Annotated in this window: 16 protein-coding genes and 1 riboswitch; of the genes, 3 read left to right on the forward strand and 13 right to left on the reverse strand. The window is 68.3% G+C overall.

Going from position 1 to position 22,225, the window contains the following annotated elements:
• The first annotated feature begins 1 nt into the window (after position 1).
• A complete protein-coding gene (locus GSQ87_RS13715) occupies positions 2–1,645 on the forward strand; it encodes an acyl-CoA dehydrogenase family protein (protein WP_158915953.1) in 1,644 nt (547 codons plus the stop codon).
• A 142-nt stretch (positions 1,646–1,787) separates the two neighbouring features.
• On the opposite strand, the gene GSQ87_RS13720 is transcribed toward GSQ87_RS13715, so the two are convergent.
• The 6 genes from GSQ87_RS13720 to GSQ87_RS13745 all read right to left on the reverse strand — a co-directional run bounded on the left by GSQ87_RS13720 (position 1,788) and on the right by GSQ87_RS13745 (position 6,504).
• A complete protein-coding gene (locus GSQ87_RS13720) occupies positions 1,788–2,273 on the reverse strand; it encodes a hypothetical protein (protein ID WP_158915954.1) in 486 nt (161 codons plus the stop codon).
• 161 nt (positions 2,274–2,434) lie between these two features.
• Complete coding sequence (locus tag GSQ87_RS13725) at positions 2,435–2,782, reverse strand: acyl-CoA thioesterase (RefSeq protein ID WP_158917677.1); 348 nt, start codon at positions 2,780–2,782, stop codon at positions 2,435–2,437.
• A 68-nt stretch (positions 2,783–2,850) separates the two neighbouring features.
• Complete coding sequence (locus GSQ87_RS13730; RefSeq protein WP_158915955.1) at positions 2,851–3,612, reverse strand: ABC-type transport auxiliary lipoprotein family protein; 762 nt, start codon at positions 3,610–3,612, stop codon at positions 2,851–2,853.
• On the reverse strand, positions 3,609–4,547 hold the full coding sequence (locus GSQ87_RS13735; RefSeq protein ID WP_158915956.1) for an MlaD family protein: 939 nt from the start codon (positions 4,545–4,547) through the stop codon (positions 3,609–3,611). Before GSQ87_RS13735 ends, GSQ87_RS13730 begins: the two co-directional genes overlap by 4 nt.
• Positions 4,547–5,377 (reverse strand): ABC transporter ATP-binding protein, encoded by an 831-nt coding sequence (locus tag GSQ87_RS13740; protein ID WP_158915957.1) that lies wholly within the window; start codon positions 5,375–5,377, stop codon positions 4,547–4,549. Before GSQ87_RS13740 ends, GSQ87_RS13735 begins: the two co-directional genes overlap by 1 nt.
• A complete protein-coding gene (locus GSQ87_RS13745) occupies positions 5,374–6,504 on the reverse strand; it encodes an ABC transporter permease (protein WP_158915958.1) in 1,131 nt (376 codons plus the stop codon). Before GSQ87_RS13745 ends, GSQ87_RS13740 begins: the two co-directional genes overlap by 4 nt.
• Before the next feature lie 546 nt (positions 6,505–7,050).
• Between GSQ87_RS13745 and glf the strand changes: the two genes are divergently transcribed.
• Together glf and GSQ87_RS22345 are read left to right on the forward strand one after the other, a co-directional pair.
• Positions 7,051–9,321 (forward strand): UDP-galactopyranose mutase, encoded by a 2,271-nt coding sequence (gene glf / locus GSQ87_RS13750; RefSeq protein WP_158915959.1) that lies wholly within the window; start codon positions 7,051–7,053, stop codon positions 9,319–9,321.
• Positions 9,322–9,457: 136 nt separating this feature from the next.
• Complete coding sequence (locus GSQ87_RS22345) at positions 9,458–9,625, forward strand: hypothetical protein (RefSeq protein WP_174241435.1); 168 nt, start codon at positions 9,458–9,460, stop codon at positions 9,623–9,625.
• A 307-nt stretch (positions 9,626–9,932) separates the two neighbouring features.
• Here the strand turns inward: GSQ87_RS22345 and acnA are convergent, their stop codons facing one another.
• From acnA to GSQ87_RS13785, 7 genes are all read right to left on the reverse strand, one after another.
• Complete coding sequence (gene acnA / locus GSQ87_RS13755; RefSeq protein WP_158915960.1) at positions 9,933–12,677, reverse strand: aconitate hydratase AcnA; 2,745 nt, start codon at positions 12,675–12,677, stop codon at positions 9,933–9,935.
• Between the two features lie 208 nt (positions 12,678–12,885).
• The gene (locus tag GSQ87_RS13760; protein ID WP_158915961.1) at positions 12,886–14,274 is read right to left on the reverse strand and encodes a cystathionine beta-synthase; all 1,389 of its coding nucleotides are present in this window, start codon (positions 14,272–14,274) and stop codon (positions 12,886–12,888) included.
• A gap of 283 nt (positions 14,275–14,557) precedes the next feature.
• Positions 14,558–16,117 carry an aminomethyl-transferring glycine dehydrogenase subunit GcvPB gene (gene gcvPB / locus GSQ87_RS13765; protein ID WP_158915962.1) on the reverse strand — a complete coding sequence of 520 codons (1,560 nt, stop codon included), beginning with the start codon at positions 16,115–16,117 and terminating at the stop codon, positions 14,558–14,560.
• The gene (gcvPA, locus tag GSQ87_RS13770; protein ID WP_158915963.1) at positions 16,114–17,457 is read right to left on the reverse strand and encodes an aminomethyl-transferring glycine dehydrogenase subunit GcvPA; all 1,344 of its coding nucleotides are present in this window, start codon (positions 17,455–17,457) and stop codon (positions 16,114–16,116) included. Before gcvPA ends, gcvPB begins: the two co-directional genes overlap by 4 nt.
• Before the next feature lie 204 nt (positions 17,458–17,661).
• Positions 17,662–18,828, reverse strand: coding sequence for a glycine cleavage system aminomethyltransferase GcvT (gene gcvT, locus GSQ87_RS13775; protein WP_158915964.1), 1,167 nt, complete (start codon positions 18,826–18,828; stop codon positions 17,662–17,664).
• A gap of 161 nt (positions 18,829–18,989) precedes the next feature.
• Positions 18,990–19,079: riboswitch (glycine riboswitch) on the reverse strand.
• Positions 19,080–19,151: 72 nt separating this feature from the next.
• Entirely contained in the window at positions 19,152–20,126 is a 975-nt protein-coding gene (locus GSQ87_RS13780) for a S1C family serine protease (RefSeq protein ID WP_158915965.1), read from the reverse strand.
• Positions 20,127–20,277: 151 nt separating this feature from the next.
• Positions 20,278–22,155 (reverse strand): ABC transporter transmembrane domain-containing protein, encoded by a 1,878-nt coding sequence (locus GSQ87_RS13785; protein ID WP_158915966.1) that lies wholly within the window; start codon positions 22,153–22,155, stop codon positions 20,278–20,280.
• Positions 22,156–22,225 lie beyond the last annotated feature (70 nt).

Raw genomic sequence — 22,225 nt, forward strand, 5'->3', positions numbered from 1 at the left:
CATGCCGAGCTTCGCCCCCCGGACCGACCTCGAAACCCACACGGTGGAGAACCAGCCGCCGCCGTTCGCGGGGCGCAACCTGTACCTGACCGACCTGGCGCTGCGCGATGCGGTGCGGCGGGAAGCCGACGGCTGGCTCGACACGCGGGCCGAGGCGCTAGGCGCGGTGGCAGGGTCGGAGGCGACGCTGGAGCTGGGCGAACTGGCCAACCGCCATCCGCCGGAGTTCGTCCCGTTCGACCGCTACGGCCGCCGGCTGGACGAAGCGCGCTTCCACCCAAGCTATCACGCGCTGATGACACTCGCGATGGATCACCAGATCCACGACCTCGCCTGGACCTCGGGCGAACCGAGCGGGCATGTCGCCCACGCCGCCCTGCTGTCGATCTTCACCCAGGCCGAGGCCGGGGTGATGTGCCCGATCAACATGACCTACGCCTCGGCCCCGGCCCTGCGCAGCCAGACGGACGCGACCGGGCCCTGGCTGGAGAAGCTGCTCGGCGGCCGATACGACGCGCCCCTGCGCCCCATCGCCGACAAGGCCGGGATCACGCTCGGCATGGCTATGACCGAGAAGCAGGGCGGCAGCGACGTGCGGGCCAACACCACCCGCGCCGCGCCCTTGGGTGGACGGGATTATCGGCTGACGGGGCACAAGTGGTTCTGTTCGGCGCCGATGAGCGACGGGTTCCTCACGCTGGCCTATGCGGAAGGCGGGCTGAGCTGCTTCCTAGTCCCGCGCGTCGCCCCGGACGGGGAACGCAACACGATCCAGCTGATGCGGCTAAAGGACAAGCTCGGCAACCGCTCCAACGCCTCGGCCGAGATCGAATACCATGACGCCTACGCCATGCGCCTGGGCGAGGAAGGCGCGGGCGTGAAGGTGATCATCGACATGGTCCACCACACCCGGCTCGGCACCATCGCCTCGACGCTGGGGATCATGCGCCGGGCGCTGGCGGAGGCGGTGAACCACACATCTGGCCGCCGCGCCTTCCAGAAGACCCTGATCGACCAGCCGGCGATGACCGCGGTAATCGCCGACCTGGCGCTGGAATACGAGGCGGCGGCGGTGTTGGTGATGCGCGTCGCGCGCGCGTTCGGCGACGAGGACCCGCAGGCCAAGGCCTTCGCCCGGCTGGCGGTGGCGCTGGCCAAGTACTGGCTGACCAAACGGTGCGCCGGCTTCGTCTACGAGTGCATGGAGTGCCACGGGGGCGTCGGCTACGTCGAGGAGACGCCGATGCCGCGTCTGTACCGCGAAGCCCCGCTGAACGGGATCTGGGAGGGCTCGGGCAATATCATCGCGCTGGACGTGCTGCGGACGCTGAAGCGCGAACCGGCGGCGCTGGCGGCCTATGCGGCGGAGGTGGAGCAGGCGCGCGGAGGAAATGTGGCGCTGGATCGGGCGGCGGAAGCGCTAAGGCAGGCTGCGGCGGAGGCTGTGGGTGAGACCGACGCGCGGGGCTTGTGCGAGCGCATGGCGCTTGTGCTGCAGGGCGCTCTGCTGGTCCGCCATGCGCCAACGGCGGTGGCCGACGCCTTCTGCGCGCGATGGTTCGGGGACGGCGCGGGCGTCAGCTACGGGGCGCTGCCGCGAGGCGTGGACCTGCAGGCGATCGTAGGGCGGCAGACGCTGGGGTAGCCAGATCGGCGCAAGCTGTCTGCGTCCTTCGAGACGCCCTTTCAGGGCTCCTCAGGATGACGGGACTTAGTGGATTACACCAATCTTCGTCATGCCGAGAAGCGCTCCACCAGGGCGCGTCTCGAAGCACGCAGGTCTGAAACTACCAGCCGTAGGGCTGGGCGCCGTACTGCGGGGCGCAGTCGCAGGGCGAAGGCGGGGGCGGAGGCGGCGCCATGCAGCAGGGACGCGGCGGGGGCGCGTACTGCGGCGGCGGGGCCATGCAGCAAGGACCCTGCGGCGCATATTGCGGCGGCGGCGCGTATTGGGGCGCGGGCGGCGGGGTGAACTGGATACGGCTGTGATGGTGGCCGCGGCAGGCGTCGTCGCCCACACCCAGGTGCGCCCCGGCGCCGGCGTTGAGCCCCAGCACCGTCACGCCCGCGTGCGCGCCGACGATGGTGAAGGAATCGCAGTTCCCCTCGTCATAAGCCTGGCTGTAGCCGCCGCCCTGACCACCGCCATTGTAGCCCGCATAGGCGTATGCGGGGGCCGGCAGATAGCCGCCGGCGTAGCCATAGGGTTGAGCCTGCGCGCCGCCGGCCACCAGGGCCGCCGCCGCTGTCGCGATGCAGAAAAGCTTGTTCATCCGAAACCGCCCTCACGTCCCTGATGGCGCGCCTGAAGCGCAGCTCGCCGATCATCCTGAAAGGGTTATGAAGCCGCGATGGTCCGGGCGACCACCGCATTCTCCGGACGGTTGAACAGGTTAGCGTGGCAGGCGAGTCGTCGCCGCCCTTGGTTGGCCCCTTAGAGCCCCTGATTTTCCAGAGGCAGCGGTCGGGCCTTGCGATCCGAATCGATGGCCACAAAGGTGAAGGTGCCTTGGGTCACGCGGATGGCGTCGAGCGCGTCGCGCCGGCGGCGCCACGCCTCCACGAACACCTTGACCGAGCTTCGGCCGCTGCTGATCACCCGGGCGAACAGGCTGACCTCGTCGCCGACGAACACCGGGCTGAGAAAGCTCATGCTGTCGATAGCGACGGTGGCGCAACGGCCCCGCGCCAGGCGGAAGGCGACCGTGGCCGCGGCCAGGTCCATCTGCGACAGCAGCCAGCCCCCGAAGATGTCGCCTTCGGGATTGGTCGAGGCGGGCATGGCGATGGTGCGGATGATGGGTTCATCCGACGGCCACGCCGGATTGGAGGAGGTCGGTTCGTCGGGCGTCACTGCGGCGTCCTGGATTGAGTTGCTTGAGTCGTCTGGGTGGTTTGGGTCGATACGGATCGGGTCTGCGTCACGTTCGGCGCAACTGCAAGGGTCGGGGCCGCGGCATCGGTCCAATCGACCACTTCGGCCAGGGTTTCGTCCACCGCCTTGTCGAAGGCGCCCACCAACAGCGACACCCGGTTATCGGCCGTCGGCTCGCGATGGGTGAAGACGCGCTGGAGGACCTGGCGCCCGTCGACGGAGGTCAGGGTGGCGCGCACGCCGACGAGCACCGCCGGCGCGGCCGCGGCGTCCCCGTCGTAGCGCACCTCGAAATGGCTGACGTCCAGGCGGAGCAGGGCGTCGGCCGCGCCGAGTTGGCCACGATCGAGGATGCGGGTCTTCTGGGCGCGCGCCTCGAAGGTGCGCTGCACGTCCTCCTGGAACATCAGCACCGCCGGCGACAGCCAACGCGCGCCGGCGATGTAGGCGCCCTGGTCGCCGGTGATGGTCAGGATGCCGTCGCCCATTCCCGCACGCGGCAACACCACCGCCGACAGCACTACCCCGGAAACCCCCGCCGGCCCGCGCCCCACCACGGTCGCGGGGGTCGTCGCCGTCGCCGCGTCGTCGCGGCCAAACTGGTAGAGCTGCACCGGCTTGGACTTGGGCAACAGCGAGACGCAGCCGCCCAGACCCGAGACGAGCCCAAGGGCGACGCCGATCGCGCCCAGCGCAGGCGCACGGCGGCTCAAGGCGTTGGAGAAGGAGGCTTTCACGGCTTCACCTCGACAGTCTTGGCCGGGGCCTTGGTCAGCACCTGGCGGGGATTCTGCTCGACCTGCGAGACCAGCCGGTCGAGCGATTCGGCGGCGGTCTGCAGGCTGTTGATGGTGCGGGTGAGCTGGGGCAGCCCAGTGGTGGCGAAATTGGCGGTGGGGCCTTGCAGGCTCCCGACCAGACCGCGCGCATCGACGGCCGCGCCCCTCAGCTCGTCCACGGCCCCGTCCAGCTTGGCCAGGGTGTTGCGCCCGTCGACCGTCAGCATGTGGTCGGCGTCGCCGGACAGGCTGGCGATCCGCTGCGAGGCGGTGTTGACGCTCTTCAGCGTGCTGTCCAGGTCCAGCAGCAGCTGCTTCTGGTCCTTCACCATGGCCGTGGCGTCCTTGATGTTGACCAGGGTGGCGTTGAAATTCTTGATGTTGGAGTCCGACAGCAGCTGGTTGACCCGATCCAGCGCCTGCACCGAGCGGGCCAGCACGTCGCCGCCGCCCTCCAGCAGGCCTTCGAGCGCCCCCTGCTTGGTCTTGATCACCGGGATCTGCCCGTCCGGCGTCACGTCCTTGAGCAGCGGCTTGCTCACCGTCCCAGCGGTCAGCTGGATGTAGTTCACCCCGGTGATGCCCAGCGGCTCCAGCGTCGCATAGGAATCCACCCGGATCGGCGCGTCGGCGGTGGTGCGGATGCGCGCCACCACCCGGTTGGGGTCTTCCCGGTCCAGCGACAGCTTGGTCACTTCGCCGACCTTGATGCCGTTGAAATAGACCTCGCCGCCAGAGGACAGCCCCCGCACCGGCCCTTTGAAGTCCACGTTGTAGATCGTGTACTCGGCGGTGAACTGCAGTCGCGCCAGCCAGACCACGAAGACCAGTAGGCCGACGAACAGGACGGCCGTGATCAGGCCGACCAAGGCGTAGTGTGCGTTGCGTTCCATCACGCCCCTCCCGCCGCTCGCGCGGCCCGGCCGCGAGGGCCCAGGAAATATTCTTTTATCCAAGGATGATCGGAGCGTTCCAGCTCCGGTATCGGGGCGTTGGCCACCACCTTCTTGTCGGCGATCACCGCGACCCGGTCGCAGATGGCGTAGAGGCTGTCCAGGTCGTGGGTGATCATGAACACCGTCAGCCCCAGCGCCGAGGACAGGGCCTGGATCAGCCGGTCGAAGGCCGCCGCCCCGATCGGGTCGAGGCCCGCGGTCGGCTCGTCCAGGAACAGCAGCTCCGGGTCGAGCGCGATGGCGCGCGCCAATCCGGCCCGCTTGCGCATCCCGCCCGACAGCTCCGCCGGCCGGAGCGCACCGGCCTCGGGCGGCAGGCCGGCCAGGGCGATCTTCAGCGCCGCCAGCTCTTCGATCTCGCGCTTGGGTAGGCGCGCGTGCTCGCGCAACGGCGCGGCCACGTTCTCCTGCACGGTCAGGGCCGAGAACAGCGCCCCGCCCTGGAACAGCACGCCCCAGCGGCTCTCCAGCCCATGCTGCTCCGCGTCGCTGGCGTGGGCCACGTCGACGCCCAGCACCTTCACCGTGCCGCCGTCGGGCTCGCGCAGGCCGATCAGGGTGTTGAGCAGCACCGACTTGCCCGCCCCCGAGCCGCCGACCAGGCCCAGCACCTCGCCCTTGTTGACGGTCAGGTCGAGCCCGTCGTGGACCACCTTCTCGCCGAAGCGGGAGACCAGGCCATGCACCTCGATGATCGGCTGGGCCGCCTCCGCCCCGATGGGCGACGGCGCACTGATGTCTTTGGAGGCCGGGACGGACGCGCTCATTGGCCGAACTGCATGAAGATCAGGGCGAAGATCGCGTCGACGATGATGATCGAGAACAGCGCCTGGACCACCGCCATGGTCACGCGCCGGCCGAGCTGCTCGACGTCGCCGCCGACCTCCAGCCCTTGGCGACAGCCGATGGCGGCGATGATCACCGCCAGGAAGGGCGCCTTGACCATGCCGATATAGAACTGGCTCACCCCGACATTGTCGAGCAGCCGCTGGATGAAGAACGCCGGCGACAGCCCGACCGCCGTCCAGATCACGATCAGGCCGCCGAACAGGCCCGAAAGCATGGCCACGAAGGTCAGCAGCGGGGTCATGGCCAGAAGCGCGATGAAGCGCGGCAGCACCAGGGCCTCGAACGGATCGACCCCCATGGTCTGCATGGCGTCCACCTCCTGGTTCATCTTCATCGCCCCGATCTCGGCGGCGAAGCTGGAGGCCGAGCGGCCGGCCAGGATGATGGCGGTGATCAGCACCCCGAACTCGCGCAGCACGGCGATCCCGACCAGCTCCACCGAGAAGATCTTGGCTCCGAACTGGTTGAGCAGGCTCTGGCCCAGGAAGGCGACGGTGGCGCCGACGAAGAAGTTGGTGGTGGCCACGATGGGCAGGGCGTCCAGGCCCGCGCGCTCCATCAGCGAGACCGAAGGCGCGATGCGGATACGGCGCGGATTGAGCAACACCCGCCACAGCGCGGAGATCAGCCGGCCGTAGAAGGCCAGGGTCTGGAACGCCTCGGACAGGATGTGGGCGACGCCCCTGCCGACCCGGCTCAGCAGCCCATACAGACCGCCGCCGCGATGGACAGCGAGGTCCCCTTCGGTCCTGGCCCCATGGACGAAGGCCAGCAGCGAGTGGACGTCGGGCCGGGCGTCCAGCCCCTGGACATCGTCTCGCCCATCCAAAGCCTTGAGCAAGGCCAGGGCGCCGGCGGTGTCGAAGCGTTCGAGCCCGGACAGGTCGAAGGCGACCCGGCCCGTGTCCTTTCCCGAGCCGCTAAGGGCTTGCAGTAGACGTCCACCCGCGACGCCCATACCCGTGACGGTCCAATTTCCCGTCAGCGCCACGGCGACCGATGCGTCGATCCGTGGGGCGATCTCGAAATCGGCGGGTTTGTTCATCCGTTCGCCGCCCCCTCGTCACCGCCCATCTAGGCCAGAAAAGCGGCGCGATCGCACCCTGAATTTTTCCCGCTAGGGTGTCGGCCGGGCGACTTCGAGGGAAGCAGAGCCGCGCTCGGCTTCCCTAGCTTGCGCCTAAAAGTCGCATCTGAACGATATGGCTGTGCTTGGCGACCAAGCGCTCAAGACCTCGAGAAGTCGATTACTGCCCGACTGAAGACGATCCACGAGCAACTGGATGTTTCAACTGAACCACACAACACTATCCAACATTTACGCGATCTTACATTTTTGTGCTTTTGGATTTGGAAAGGACTAAAGTAGCCATGTTAACGGAACTTTCGCTCGCAAAGTCCGTTTGCGTCCCATCTGGGGAAACTCAATTTCAGGATGACGGCATTGACCAACAAGTCGCCGCGCTCGCTTGCACCTTCCTTATCCTCATCGATCGTCGCCCCGGCGGCGTTCGGGCATCGCGGTGGCGATACGCTGATCTGTTTTTCTCACCTGAGATGGGATTTCGTTTTCCAGCGCCCTCAACATCTGATGTCGCGCTTCGCCCAGGATCGTCGGGTCATCTTCTTCGAAGAGCCGCTGCCCGGCGAGACTGCTTCGCTGGAGGTGCGCCAGGACGCCAAGTCGGAGGTGACCATCGTCACGCCGAAGCTGCCGGACGGCCTGTCCCACGAGCGGCGTAACGCCGAACTCACGCGTCTGCTGACCGGCCTGCTGGCCGAACGCGGCGTGGAGCGGCCCATCGTCTGGTATTACACGCCGATGATGCTGGAGTTCTCGCGCCCGGTCGCCGAGACGGCGGCGGCGGTCGTCTACGACTGCATGGACGAGCTCTCCAACTTCAAATTCGCCCCCGACAGCCTCAAGCAGCTCGAGCGCGATCTGGTCGGTCTCGCCGACGTGGTCTTCACCGGCGGCTACAGCCTGTACGAGGCCAAGCGCGGCTGGCACGCCAACATCCACCCCTTCCCCTCCAGCGTGGACAAGGCCCACTTCGCCCAGGCGCGCAGCATGTCCACGGCGCAGGACCCGGCCGACCAGGCCGCCCTGCCCCATCCGCGTTTCGGCTTCTACGGCGTGATCGACGAGCGGATGGACCTCGACCTGCTGGCCAAGCTGGCGGACGCCCATCCCGAATGGTCGATCGTCATGGTCGGCCCTGTGGTCAAGATCGACCCCGCCGACCTGCCCAAGCGCGCCAACATCCATTACCTGGGCGGCAAGACCTATGCCGAGCTGCCCTTCTATCTGGGCGGCTGGGACGTGGCGATGGCGCCCTTCGCCATCAACGAGTCCACCCGCTTCATCAGCCCGACCAAGACGCCCGAATACCTGTGCGGCGGCAAGCCGGTGGTCTCCACCGCCATCGTCGACGTGAAACGTCACTATGGCGAGCTGGAAGCCGTACGGGTCGCCGACACCCATGCGGAATTCATCATCGAGTGCGAAAGCGCCCTGGCGCTCGGCCTCTCCTCCACCACCTCGTGGCGTCAAGCCGTAGACGAGGCCCTGGCCGATCTGTCGTGGGACACCACCTACGCCCGCATGGCCACCCTGGTCGAAGAGGCTGCGGTGCGTAAGTCGCAGACCGCCGCCAAGGCCGCCGCCAACCCGGTCGTGGCCGGCCCAGCCGTGCACAGCGCCGGCCGCCGCAGCCACTACGATGTACTGATCGTCGGCGCCGGTTTCGCCGGATCGGTGATCGCCGAACGCCTGGCGGTGGGCTCCAACAAGCGCGTGCTGCTGATCGATCGCCGTCCCCACGTGGCCGGCAACGCCTTCGACGTCCATGACGAGGCCGGCGTGCTGATCCACCAATACGGCCCGCACATCTTCCACACCAATTCCGACGAGATCGTGCGCTACCTGTCGCGCTTCACCGGCTGGCGAACCTACGAGCACCGGGTGCTGGCCAGCGTGGACGGCAAGCTGGTGCCGATCCCGATCAACCGCACCACGCTGAACGTGCTCTATGGGCTGAACCTGACCACCGACGAAGAAGCGGCCAATTTCCTGGCCGCCCGCGCCGAGCCCACCGCCCAGATCCGCACATCGGAGGACGTGGTGGTCGCAGCCGTCGGCCGCGAGCTCTACGAGAAGTTCTTCCGCGGCTACACCCGCAAGCAGTGGGGCGTGGACCCGTCCGAGCTGGACCGCTCGGTCACTTCGCGCGTGCCCACCCGCACCAATACCGACGACCGCTATTTCGGCGACAGCTTCCAGGCCATGCCGAAGCTCGGCTTCACCCACATGTTCGGCAACATGCTGGACCACAAGAACATCACCATCCAGACCGAGACCGAATTCGCCGAGGTCAAGGACGACGTGCTGTACGACCAGCTGGTGTTCTCCGGCCCGGTGGACGAGTTCTTCGACCATCGCTTCGGCCCGCTGCCCTACCGCAGCCTGAAGTTCGAGCACCGCACACTCGACCAGGAACAGTTCCAGCAGGTGGCGGTGGTCAACTATCCCCACCCGGACACGCCCTACACGCGCATCAGCGAATACAAGCACCTGACGGGCCAGAAACACCCCAAGACCTCGATCAGCTACGAGTATCCGAGCGCCGTGGGCGACCCCTACTATCCGATCCCCAACGCCGAGGCCCAGGCCCTGTACAAGCGTTACGAGGCCCTGGCCCTGGCGCGTCAGGACGTCACCTTCGTCGGTCGGCTGGCGACCTACCGCTACTACAACATGGACCAGGTGGTGGGGCAGGCGCTGGCCACCTACCGCAAGATCCTGGAGGTCGGCGACCGCGCCGTCTCCTCGCGCGACGTGACCGAGGCGGCGCGCGCCTGATCCGCCGCCGTCGGCCTCCCTCTTCGGAGGGAGGCCTTGCTGGGCAAGGATATGACCGTGTCCGGTCACGCATGTAAGTTGGCGAAAGCAGATCTGCGGGTTAGCTTAGCTATGTCGAGCCAAAGGAAATCTCATCATGCGCAGCCTGATCATCGCCGCCTTCGCTCTCTCCGCGATCGCCGCACCCGCCTTCGCCGCCCCCTGCAAAGACGCCCACGGCAAGTTCATGAAGTGCCCGCCGATGCGGGTGATGCCGATGCGGCGCTGCAAGGACATCCACGGCAAGTTCATGAAGTGCCGCTAGTCCCTGACTAGAGCTTCCAAGATTTAGCGACCTGAGGGTCGGGCGGACGGGCCTGGGCGCCGGGGCGGGAAACCGCTTCGGACGTTCCAGGCCCATCTTCGTTTGGGCGGTCGACTTCGCCAAATAGAAACGGCGCGCCCGGTTTCCCGCGCGCGCCGCCATATCGTCAGAACCAATGCACTGTATCTGCGTCCTTCGAGACGCCCTTTCAGGGCTCCTCAGGATGACCAAGCGCAGTGAATTTCACCAAGTCTCGTCATGCTGAGGAGCGGCGTGAGCCGCACCTCGAAGCACGCACTCCCGTCTTTTATTCCGCCGCCTGCAGCGCTTCGCCTTCCGGCTCCTGCCCGTCGCGGGCGAGGTTGCGCAGGACGTAGGGCATCACGCCGCCGGCCTTGAAGTAGTCCAGCTCGGTCTCGGTATCGATCCGGCAGGTGACTTGGAAACGGGCCACCTTGTGGTCGGACGGACGGAACAGTTCGACGGTCAGGGTCTTGCGCGGCGCGAGGTTGTTCAGTCCACGGATGGTTATGATCTCCTCGCCGGTCAGGCCCAGGCGGGCCCAGCCGTCGACCTGGAACTGTAGGGGCAGCACGCCCATGCCGACCAGGTTGGAGCGGTGGATGCGCTCGTAGCTCTCGGCGATCACCGCGCGCACGCCCAGCAGCTTGGTGCCCTTGGCCGCCCAGTCGCGCGAGGAGCCGGTACCGTATTCCTTGCCTGCGAACACCACCAGGGGACGGCCCTCGGACTGGTACTTCATGGCCGCGTCGTAGATCGACAGCACCTCGCCCGAGGGGAAGTGCTTGGTCACGCCGCCTTCGATCTCCGGGGTGATCTTGTTGCGGATGCGGATGTTGGCGAAGGTGCCGCGCATCATCACTTCGTGGTTCCCGCGGCGCGAGCCGTAGGAGTTGAAGTCCGCCACGTCCACGCCATGGTCGATCAGGTACTGGCCGGCCGGCGATGTCTTGCGGATCGAACCGGCGGGCGAGATGTGGTCGGTGGTGATGCTGTCGCCGAAGATGCCCAGGACGCGGGCCTCCTGGATGTCGACGACGGGCTTGGGCGTCATCGACAGGCCCTCGAAGTAGGGCGGGTTCTGCACGTAGGTGCTGTCGCCTTCCCAGGCGTAGGTCTCGCCGCCCGAGATCTGGATCGCCTGCCAGTGCTCGTCGCCCTTGAACACGTCGGCGTAGCGGCGCGCGAACAGGGCGTTGGTGACCACTTCGCGCTGGATCTTGGCGATCTCCTCCGAGGTCGGCCAGATATCGCGCAGGTGCACGGGCTCGCCGTCCGAACCGATGCCCAGCGGCTCGCGGGTGATGTCGTGCAGCATGGAGCCGGCGAGCGCGTAGGCCACCACCAGCGGGGGCGAGGCCAGGTAGTTGGCGCGCACGTCGGGGTTCACCCGGCCTTCGAAGTTGCGGTTGCCGGACAGGACGCTGACGGCCACCAGGTCGTCGGCGTTGATCGCATCGCTGATCGCCTGGGGCAGCGGGCCGGAATTGCCGATGCAGGTGGTGCAGCCGTAGCCGACCAGGTTGAAGCCCAGCGCGTCCAGGTCGGCCTGTAGGCCGGCGTTGGTCAGGTAGTCGGTGACCACCTGGGAGCCGGGGGCCAGCGAGGTCTTCACCCAGGGCTTCACCTTCAGGCCCTTGGCGTGCGCCTTGCGGGCCACCAGGCCGGCGGCGATCAGCACCGAGGGGTTGGAGGTGTTGGTGCACGAGGTGATGGCCGCGATCACCACGTCGCCATGGCCGACGTCGAAGGCTTCCTGGCCCTCTTCCGCCTTGACCGGGATGCGGTGGGTCTCATGGCCGGCCTTGCCGAAGTCGTTGGCCAGCTGTTCGGCGAAGGCCGAGCCCGCGTCGGCCAGCAGCACCCGGTCCTGGGGACGCTTGGGGCCGGCCAGCGAGGGCTGGACCGTGGATAGGTCGAGTTCCAGGGTCTCGGAGAAGACCGGCTCGGGCGTCTCGGCGTCGACCCACAGGCCCTGTTCCTTGGCGTAGGCCTCGACCAGGGCGACGCGCTCCGGCGCACGGCCGGTCTCGGTCAGGTAGGTCAGGGTCGCCTGGGTGACGGGGAAGAAGCCGCAGGTCGCGCCGTATTCGGGGGCCATGTTGGCGATGGTGGCCTGGTCTTCCAGGGTCAGGCTCAGCAGGCCCTCGCCGAAATACTCGACGAACTTGCCGACCACGCCCTTCTTGCGCAGCATCTGGGTGACGGTCAGCACCAGGTCGGTGGCGGTCGCGCCCTCGGGCAGTTTACCGGTCATCTTGAAGCCGATCACCTCGGGGATCAGCATCGGGATCGGCTGGCCAAGCATGGCGGCCTCGGCCTCGATCCCGCCCACGCCCCAGCCCAGGACCGACAGGCCGTTGACCATGGTGGTGTGGCTGTCGGTGCCGACCAGGGTGTCGGGATAGGCCACCTCGACGTCGCCGTCCTCGCCCGTTTCGGATACGCTCCACACGGTCTGGGCCAGGTATTCCAGGTTCACTTGGTGGCAGATGCCGGTGCCGGGGGGCACGACGCGGAAGTCCTGGAACGCCTTGGAGCCCCAGCGCAGGAAGCGGTAACGCTCGGCGTTGCGCTCGTATTCCATGTCGACGTTCTCGCCGAAGGCCTGCGGCGTGCCGAAGTGGTCCACCATCACCGAGTGATCGATGACCAGGTCCACCGGGTTCAGCGGGTTGATCTTGTTGGCGTCGGCGCCAAGCTTCTGCATCGCGTCGCGCATAGCCGCGAGGTCCACAACGGCAGGGACGCCGGTGAAGTCCTGCATCAGCACGCGCGCGGGGCGGAAGGCGATCTCGTGCTCGGTCTTGCCCTTGTTGTCGAGCCAGGCCTTCACCGCGTGGAGATCGTCCTCGCTGACGGTGGGGCCTTCGTTGCGCAGCAGGTTCTCCAGCAGCACCTTCATCGACACCGGCAGGCGCGAGACACCTTCCAGTCCCGCCTCTTCGGCAGCCTTCAGGCTGTAGATGGCGTAGGTCTTGTCCCCGACCTGTAGGTCGCGACGGGTGTTCAGGCTATCCTTGGACGACATTTGATCCTCTCCGGTTCGGCGGGGTCGCGCGCCCCCTTGGCGGGACACACAGGTTCCCACCGAGCGCTGCGGGTTTCCCGCATGCGGGCGTGTCTTAGCGCCCGGGCGGCGCGACGTCTATGCAGAGCGGGAAGCTGGGCCGTTCACCGGCAAGAAGATGACGACACAAATCTGATATTAATAACTATTCGCAAATATGCCCCGCGCCTCAGGCCGATCGGCGCAGGTGGTTGATCAGGTCGATGCGGGTGATCACGCCCAGGAACTCGCGGCCGTCGGTGATCAGGGCTACTTCGTCGCGCTGGAACACCGGCAGCAGGGCCTCCAGCGGCTCGCGCACCTGCAGCGTGTTCAGCCGGGTGGCCATGGCGGAGTAGACCGGGCGGGCGAACCGCTCGGCCCGCTCGCGCTCGCTCTGCGCCGCGAACAGTACGTCGCTCTCGTCCAGCAGCCCGACCAGCCGGCCGTCCTTCAGCACCGGCAACTGGGAGACGTCGGCCGAGCGCATGCGGTTGTAGGCGGTCATCAGCGTGTCTTCCGGGGCCACCGTCACCGCCCCGCCCTCGCCCACCGCACGCGCGATCAGGTCGCGCAGGTCGCCGTGCATGGCGCGCTCGGCGAGGCCCTGCTCGGCCAGCCAGTAGTCGTTGAACATCTTAGACAGGTATTTCGAGCCGGTGTCGCAGACCAGCGTGACCACCCGCTTGGGCTCGGTCTGCTCACGGCAATACCGCAGCGCCGCCGCCAGCAGAGTGCCCGAGGACGAGCCGCCCAGCACACCCGCCCGGCGCAGCAGCTCGCGCGCCGTCTCCATGCTCTCCCGGTCGGAGATGGCGTAGGCCTTCTCCACGAACGACAGGTCGCAGGTGTCGGGGATGAAGTCCTCGCCGATGCCCTCGACCACCCAGGAGCCGGGGGTGACGGTCTTTCCCTCGTTGATCAGCGGGGCCAGGATCGAGCCGACCGGATCGGCCAGGATCATCTTGGTCTTCGGCGAGTGCTTGGCGAAGTAGCGGCCCAGCCCGGTCAGGGTGCCGCCCGAACCGACGCCGACCACCATGGCGTCGAGGTCGCCGTCCGTCTGCTCCAGGATTTCCGGGCCGGTCGAGGTCTCGTGCGCCAGCGGGTTGGCCGGGTTGGCGAACTGGTTGACGTAGACCGAGTTGGGGGTGTCGGCGGCGATCCGCTCGGCGATGTCCTGGTAGTATTCGGGGTGGCCCTTGCCGACATCGGAGCGGGTCAGGCGCACGTCGACGCCCAGACCACGCAGATGCTGGATCTTCTCGCGCGACATCTTGTCGGGCACCACCAGGATCAGGCGATAGCCCTTCAGGATGCCGACCTGGGCTAGGCCCAGGCCGGTGTTGCCGGCGGTGGCCTCGATGATGGTCCCGCCGGGCTGCAACCGCCCATCCTTCTCGGCCGCCTCGATCATAGTCAGGGCGATGCGGTCCTTGATCGAACCGCCCGGGTTCATGTTCTCCAGCTTGAGGAACAGCTTGCACGGCCCGGTGTCGAAGCCTTGCAGCTCCAGCATCGGCGTGTGGCCGATCAGGTCCAGCGCGGAGCCGACGGGCTTGGGCAGGGCGATAGGCATGACTTGACCTTATCCGGGCGCAGAGGCGCACGATGAAAGCGGGATGAGGCTGCTCCTTAGCACGGCCCACCCCCGGATTACGACCGGAGCCGTAGCCCTCAAACGCGATTCCCTCCCCCTCGAAGGGGGAGGGCCAGGGTGAGGGTGTGGCCGCCGCGGATACGGATAAACATGTGAGACGCCGGGATCATCTAAGATCAGGAACCTCGCGCGCCCATCCTCAAACTGCCTGCACTCACCCCCATCCCTGCCCTTACCCCTTCGAGGGGGAAGGGTGAAAGCCTCAGGCCGTCCACCTCAGCTTCGGCTTCCTCGCCGCCGCCGTCTCGTCCAGCCGGCGCAGCGGGGCGTGGAACGGCGCGCCCTTGAAGCGCTCGACGTCGCCGGCCTTGGCAGCTTCCGCCAACGCCCGCACCGCCACCACGAAGCGGTCGAGTTCGCCCTTGGGCTCGGTCTCCGTCGGCTCGATCAGCATCGCGCCATGCACCACCAGCGGGAAGTACATGGTCATCGGGTGGAAGCCCTCGTCGATCATCGCCTTGGCGAAGTCGAGCGTGCTGACCCCCGTGTCGGCCAGCCAGCGGTCGTCGAACAGGGCCTCGTGCATGCAGTAGCCCTGGAACGCCGGGCTCATCACGTCCTGCAGCCGCGACTTCAGGTAGTTGGCGTTGAGCACCGCGTCGCCGGAGACCTGGCGCAAGCCGTCGGCGCCGTGGCTCAGCATGTAGGCGTAGGCGCGCACGAACATGCCCATCTGGCCATGGAAGGCGCACATGCGGCCGAACGCCTGCGGACGCCCGTCCTCGCCCGAGCGCTCCTCATGTTCGCGCAAGTCGAGCGCGCCATCACGATGAACCACCCAGGGCAAGGGCGCGAACGGCGCCAGCGCCTCGGACAGCACCACCGGACCCGCGCCGGGACCGCCGCCGCCGTGCGGGGTGGAGAAGGTCTTGTGCAGGTTGATGTGCATGGCGTCCACGCCCAGGTCGCCCGGACGCACCCGCCCGACGATGGCGTTGAAGTTGGCTCCGTCGCAGTAGAAGTAGGCGCCGGCCTCGTGGGTCAGCCGCGCGATCTCCACCACCTCGGTCTCGAACAGGCCGCAGGTGTTGGGGTTGGTCACCATCACCGCCGCCACGTCGGGGCCGAGCTTGCGCGCTAGGTCGGCGAGGTCGACATGGCCCTCCGGGGTCTGGGCGATCTCCTCCACGAGGTAGCCGACCTGGGCGGCGGTGGCGGGGTTGGTGCCGTGGGCCGAGGTCGGCACCAGCACCCGGCGGCGCGCGTCGCCGCGAGCCTCGTGGGCGGCGCGGATCGCCAGCAGGCCGCACAGCTCCCCGTGCGCCCCGGCCTTGGGCGACAAGGCCACCGCCGGCATCCCGGTCAGGGTGGTCAGCCAGTAGGACAGCTCGTCCATCAGCTCCAGCGCGCCCTGCACCGTCGAGATCGGCTGCAGCGGATGGATGTCGGCGAAGCCCGCCAGCCGGGCCAGGCGCTCGTTCAGGCGCGGGTTGTGCTTCATGGTGCACGAGCCGAGCGGATAGAGCGCCAGGTCGATGGCGTGGTTCTTCTGCGACAGGCGCACGTAGTGGCGCATGGCTTCAGGCTCGGACAGGCCCGGCAGGCCGATGGGCTCGGCGCGCACCAGATCGCCGAGGTCGCTGGCGTCCAGCTCGGGTTCCGGAAGATCGACGCCGGTCTTGTCCCAGCCGCCGAGTTCGAAGATCAGCTTCTCGTCCTGCAGCAGGCCGCGCGCGCCGGTCAGGGTCACGGGCTTGTCGGTCTCGAGATGGATCGCGTCCGCACGGCCGGCGGGACGGATGGGTCCGGTCTGCGCGCTCATGCCAGCGCCTCCTTCAGGGCCGCTGCAAGGGCGGCGATATCGTCGTCGGTGGTGGTCTCGGTGGCGGCGAGCAGCAACACGTCGTCCATGCCGGCCTTGGGCGCCAGGCGGCTGACCGGCACGCCGGCGATCACGCCCTTGGCCGCCAGCGCGTCCACCAGCGGTGCGGCGGCGATGGGCAAGCGCACGGCGATCTCATTGAAGAAGCGCTTGGTCAGCACCTCGACCCCAGGAACCGCACTCATCGCGTCCTTCAACCGGCGCGCCTGCTGGTGGTTCAGCAGGGCCAGCCGGCGCAGGCCGACCTCGCCCAGCAGCGACATGTGGATGGTGAAGGCGAGCGCGCACAGGCCCGAATTGGTGCAGATGTTGGAGGTCGCCTTGTCGCGGCGGATGTGCTGCTCGCGCGTCGACAGGGTCAGCACGAAACCGCGCTCCCCCGCCACGTCGGTGGTCTCGCCGCAGACCCGGCCGGGCATCTGGCGCACGTATTTATCGCGGGTCGCGAACAGCCCGACATAGGGGCCGCCATAGTTCAGCCCGTTGCCGATCGACTGGCCCTCGGCGGCGACGATGTCGGCCCCCATGGCGCCCGGCGACTTCAGCAGGCCGAAGGAGACCGTCTCGGTCGTCACCACGATCAGCAGGGCGCCGGCCGCATGGACCGCTTCGGCGATCTTGCTGACGTCGGTGGCCGTGCCGAACAGGTTGGGGGTCTGGACCACCACGCAGGCGGTGTCGGCGTCCAGGTGACTGAGCACCGCCGCCTCGTTGTCCACCGCCAGCGGCAGGGGATCGGTCTTGACCCCGGCGTTATGGGCCAGGGTGTAGATGGTCTCGGCGTAGTGGGGATGCAGGCCCGGCGACAGGATCGCCTTGGAGCGGCGGGTGATGCGCGCCGCCATCAGCACCGCCTCGGCGGCGGCGGTGGAGCCGTCGTACATCGAGGCGTTGGCCACCTCCATGCCGGTCAGCGCCGCCACCTGGGTCTGGAACTCGTAGACCGCCTGCAGCGTGCCCTGGGCGATCTCGGGCTGGTAGGGCGTGTAGGAGGTCAGGAACTCCGACCGCTGGATCAGGTGGTCGACCGAGGCCGGCACATGGTGGCGATAGGCGCCGGCGCCGCAGAAGAAGGGGACCGAACCGGCGGCGACGTTCTTGGCCGCCAGGCGGCCCAGCGCGCGCTCGACCTGGAGCTCGCCTTGATGGAACGGCAGGTCGACGGGCTGGTCGAGGTGGACGTCGCTCGGAACGGCTTCGAACAGCGCGTCCACCGAGGGCGCGCCGATCACCGCCAGCATGTCGGATCGGTCCTGATCGCTCAGGGGCAGGTAACGCATGGGCTCAGGCTCCTTGGAGCGGGGAAAATGAATGGTCTTCCCTGCCCCTCGAGGGGAGAGGGGCAGGGGTGGGGGTGTGCGCGCAGGTGATGAGGAAAGATCGAAGACGGCGCTGCCACTCGCGCTTAACCAGGTGAGCGCCTGCACTCACCCCCATCCCCGCCCTTCCCCCTTCGAGGGGGAAGGGAGCTAACGTGCTCGCCATCACGCCTTGGCCTTGCGCACGTAGCGATGGGGAACGAAGGGCATTGAGACCACCTCGGCGGGCTGGGCCTTGCCGCGGACCAGCACCTGCAACGCCATGCCCGGCGCGCGGAAGGCAGGAGGGACGAAGCCCATGGCGATAGGCGCCGATAGCGTGGGAGCGAAGCCGCCGCTGGTGACCCGGCCGATCACCCGGCCCTGGTCGTCGGCGATTTCGGCGCCTTCGCGGGCCGGGGCGCCGTTCAACACCCGCAGGCCGACGCGCACGCGCGACAAGGCCCGGCCCAGCTCGGCAGCGATCCGCGCGCCGCCGGGGATGTCGCCCCGCTCGCGCCGCTTCTTGGAGATGGCGAAACCGAGGTCGGCCTCCACCGGGCTGACGCTGCTGTCCAGGTCGTGGCCGTAGAGCGGCAGGCCGGCTTCCAGCCGCAACGAATCGCGCGCGCCGAGACCGATGGGCTTGACCCGCTCGTCGGACAACAGCCGGTCCCAGAGGCGCACGGCCGTATGTTCGGGCGTCAGGATCTCGACCCCGTCCTCGCCGGTATAGCCGGAACGGGAGATCAGCACAGGCGCGCCTTCGAACTCGAAAGCCTTCAGCGTCATGAAGCCGAGGTCCTCCACGCCTGGGAAGATCGCAGCGGCCACAGCGACGGCCTCCGGTCCCTGCAGCGCCAGCAGCCCGCCCGTATCGGCGCGTTCCAGCCGGGCGTGAGCGCCGGCCGCCGCCGCAATGCGGGCGAAGTCGGCGTCCTTGGTGCCGGCGTTGACCACGATGTAGAGATCGCCCTGGCGCTCGGGCTCGGCTGGACGGCCGATCATCAGGTCGTCGTCGATCCCGCCGCCCGCGTTCAGCAGCAGGGTGTAGCGGTTCTGGCCCGGCTTCAGCCCGGCGATGTCCCCGCACACCAGCGGCTCGACCAGGGCCGCGACCGCGCGATGGTCGGCCTCGGCGTCGCCGGTCTTGGAACCCAGCACCAGGAAGCTCGGACCCATATGGGAAACATCGAACAGGCCGGCGTGCTCGCGGGTCCAGCGGTGCTCGCCCAGCACGCCAAGCGGATACTGCACCGGCATGTCGTAGCCGCCGAACGGGACCATCTTGCCCTGGGCCGCGCCATGGGCGGCATGCAGCGCGGTGCGCAGGAGGGGAGCGTTGGTGTCCAAGCCGTGGGCCCTTCGAGTCGGAGGTGCGATTCGCCGAACGGCGTTGCCGCCGTCCGTCGTCGCCCCCGCTGTCTCATGGGCCTGAGAGATTTCAGCCTCGCCCGGATCGGGCGCGACCTTGCTCCTTCGGCGAGCCCTTACGGACTGCTTTCCAGCGTCTTAGAAGCCCTGCGGTCCTTTTGCCTGAGCGTTTCCGGGGCGGTTACGCCTTCGGCGCCGGGATGGTCCCCGGTCTCTCCCGCGAGAGCGAGCGCAACGTGGTCGAACTGGGCTACGAGGTCAACCGGAGCGGGGTGCGGCGTGTAGGTTTGCAGGCCGCTTGCCTAGTTCAGCCGCGGCTTCTTCAGAAAGTCGTGGCGGTCGGCCGTGGTCACGACGACGTCGAACACGTCGCCCTCGCGCTCCACGGTCAGCGGCGCCTGCACCCCCGGCGCACCGAGCGCCCAGACGCTGCGATAGAAGTCGGCCAGGTTGGTCAGCTCCATCCCGGCCGCCTTGCGCACCACGTCGCCCTCGCGCAGCCCGGCGCGGCTGGCTGGGCCTTCGCCGGCCAAGCCCACGATCACCACCGTGTCCTCGTGCTCCTGGGCGAACAGGCCGAGCCAGGGGCGGGCCTGGGTCCGCTTGCCGGTCTTCAGCTGCTCATAGACGGGCGCCAGCAGCTCCACCGGCACCATCATGTTCAGCGGCGCCACCCGTCCGCCCGGCCCCTGGTGCTGGAGTTGGAGCGAGCCGATCCCCAGCAGGTCGCCGGCCGGCCCGATCAGCGCCGTACCGCCCCAGTTGGGGTGCGCGGGCGCGGTGAAGATCGCCTCCTCGATCAGGTATTCCCAGTAGCCGGCGAACTCCTGGCGGGCGACGATATTGGCGGCGACCGAGCGCTTGCGCCCGCCCGCGCCACCGACCACCACCTCTTCGCGTGGCGTAGCGTGGCGGGAATCGCCGAGCTTCAGCGCGGGAATATCCAGCGGGTCCAGCGCCTGCACCAGGCCTAGGCCCGAGGCGTTGTCGATGCCCAGCACATGGCCTTCAACGACCTGGCCATGGCGGGTGTGCAGGTGGACCTGCTGCGCCTCGGTGACCAAATAGCCGATGGTCAGCACCAGCCCGCTGTCGTCGATCAGCACGCCGTTGCCGCCGCGCGCCTGACCGAGGATATCGGCCGTATAGGCGTCGGCGGGGATCTGCGCCTCGAGCCCCACCACCCCGGAGAGGGCGGCGTCGAGGTCGTAACCGTAGTCCGCCGCCTTGGGCTGGGCGTCGGGGGTGATCTCCCAATCCTCGAAGTCTTCCTGCACGTCTCTCTCGCTGGGGCGAAGGGTCAGTCCTTAAGGTCAGGTCCGCAGACGCCCCGCGCAAGAGCGCGAGGGCCGTCGCCTGCCGCTAAGGTTAAAGTTTCCGCTGGCGGTTTCCCAAATGGCGCTTTCTCGGGCTACGGCCCGCGCGTCCTCAGGCCGCAGTCTCGAACTGCAGCTTGGCCAGGCGGGCGTAGAGACCGCCACGGGCCAGGAGGTCGGCGTGCCGGCCTTCTTCCACCACCCGCCCGTCCTCCACCACCACGATCCGGTCGGCGCGCAGCACCGTGGCCAGGCGATGGGCGATCACCAGGGTCGTGCGCCCGCTCATGGCGTCATACAGCGCCTGCTGCACCAGCCGCTCGTTCTCGGCGTCCAAGGCGCTGGTGGCCTCGTCCAGCAGCAGGATCGGGGCGTTGCGGACCAGGGCCCGGGCGATGGCCAGCCGTTGGCGCTGGCCGCCGGACAGGGTGCGGCCCCGCTCGCCCAGCGCCTCGGCGAACCCCTGCGGCAGGGCGTCGACGAAGCGCTCGGCCTCGGCGGCGCGGGCGGCGAGGCGCACCTCCGCCTCGCTGGCGTCGGGGCGGCCGAAGCGGATGTTCTCCAGCGCCGAGTCGGAGAACAGGGCGGCGTCCTGGGCCACCAGGGCCATGCGGGTGCGCGCCTCGGCGGGATCGGCGTCCTTCAGGTCCACCCCATCGACGCGAACCACGCCGCCCTGGGGATCGTAGAAGCGCAGCAGCAGGCGCAGCACCGTGCTCTTGCCCGCGCCCGAGGGGCCGACCAGGGCCACCGTCTCGCCTGGATGCACCCGCAGGCTGAAGCCGTTCAGCGCCGGCAGGTCCTCGCGGCCGGGATAGTGGAACACCACGTCCTCGAACGCGATCTCGCCGCGCGCCGGCTGCGGCAGCGGCGTGGGGTGGGCGGGGGCGCAGACCTGGGGCCGGGCGGCGAGCAACTCGTTGATCCGTTCCATGGCCCCGGCGGTCTTCTGAATCTCGCCCCAGACCTCGCCGAGCGCGCTCATCGCGCTGGCGGCCAACACGGACAGGACGATGAACTGGAGCAGGGCGCCCGGCGTCATCTGGTGGGCCCGCACCGCCTGGGCGGCGAGCCACAGCACCCCCACCACGCCCCAGAAGACGAAGACCATGACGCAGAAGGTCAGCACCGCCCGCGCCTTGCCGCGCGCCTGGGAGGCGTTGAAGGCGGTCTCCACCGCCGTGCGGAACCGCGCCGCCGCCGTCGCCTCGCGCCCGAAGGCCTGGACGGTGTCGAGCTGGTCCAGGCTCTCGCCCGCATAGCCCACCGCATCCGCCAGGCGATCCTGCGCATGGGCGGACAGGCGGCGCACCCGCCGCCCGAACAGGGCCAGCGGGATCAGCACCAGCGGCGCGACCAGCAGCACGCAGAGGGTCAGCTTGACGCTGGTGAACACCATGATGATCAGGGCGCCGCTCACCAGCAGCACGTTGCGCAGGGCCACCGAACTCTGCACCCCGACCAGGCTCTCCACGATGGCGGTGTCGGTGGTCAGGCGCGACAGCACCTCGCCGGTGCGGGTCTTCAGGAAATAGGCCTGATCCAAGGTCAGCACGTGAGCGTAGAGCTTGGCGCGGATATCGGCCACCACCCGCTCGCCGAGTCGGTTGACGAAGTAGGCCCGCCCGGCGGTCGCCAGGGCCAGCGCCGCGGCCACCGCCAGCATCAAAAAGAAATAGCGGTCGAGCAGCCCGGTCGAATCCTTGCCGAACCCGTGATCGCTGACCAGGCGCAAGGCGCCGGTCAGGCCGAGCGTCGCGCTGGTGGAGATCAGCAGGAACACGAAGGCGATCGCAGCGATCGCCTTGTGGGCGCCGACGAAGGGCGCGAGCCCGCGAAGCGGACGCACATCCTTGTTCTTGTCGCGTCGGCTCTTGCCTTCGTTGATCTGGGCGACGAGCGCCGCGCCGGGGTTGGATCGGCCTCGCGGTGCGCCGGAGGGCGGCCCGGCGCTCGGCTTGACGCCCGTGCTGGCGACTGTTTCACTCATGTTCGCTGATACCCACGCCTGCGGGGATTGCGCCCCGCCTCTTGTGTTTAGGGCCGCGCCTGATATATGC

Origin of the sequence: Caulobacter sp. S45 (assembly GCF_009765965.1) — a bacterium.
Taxonomy (GTDB): Bacteria; Pseudomonadota; Alphaproteobacteria; order Caulobacterales; family Caulobacteraceae; genus CAHJWH01.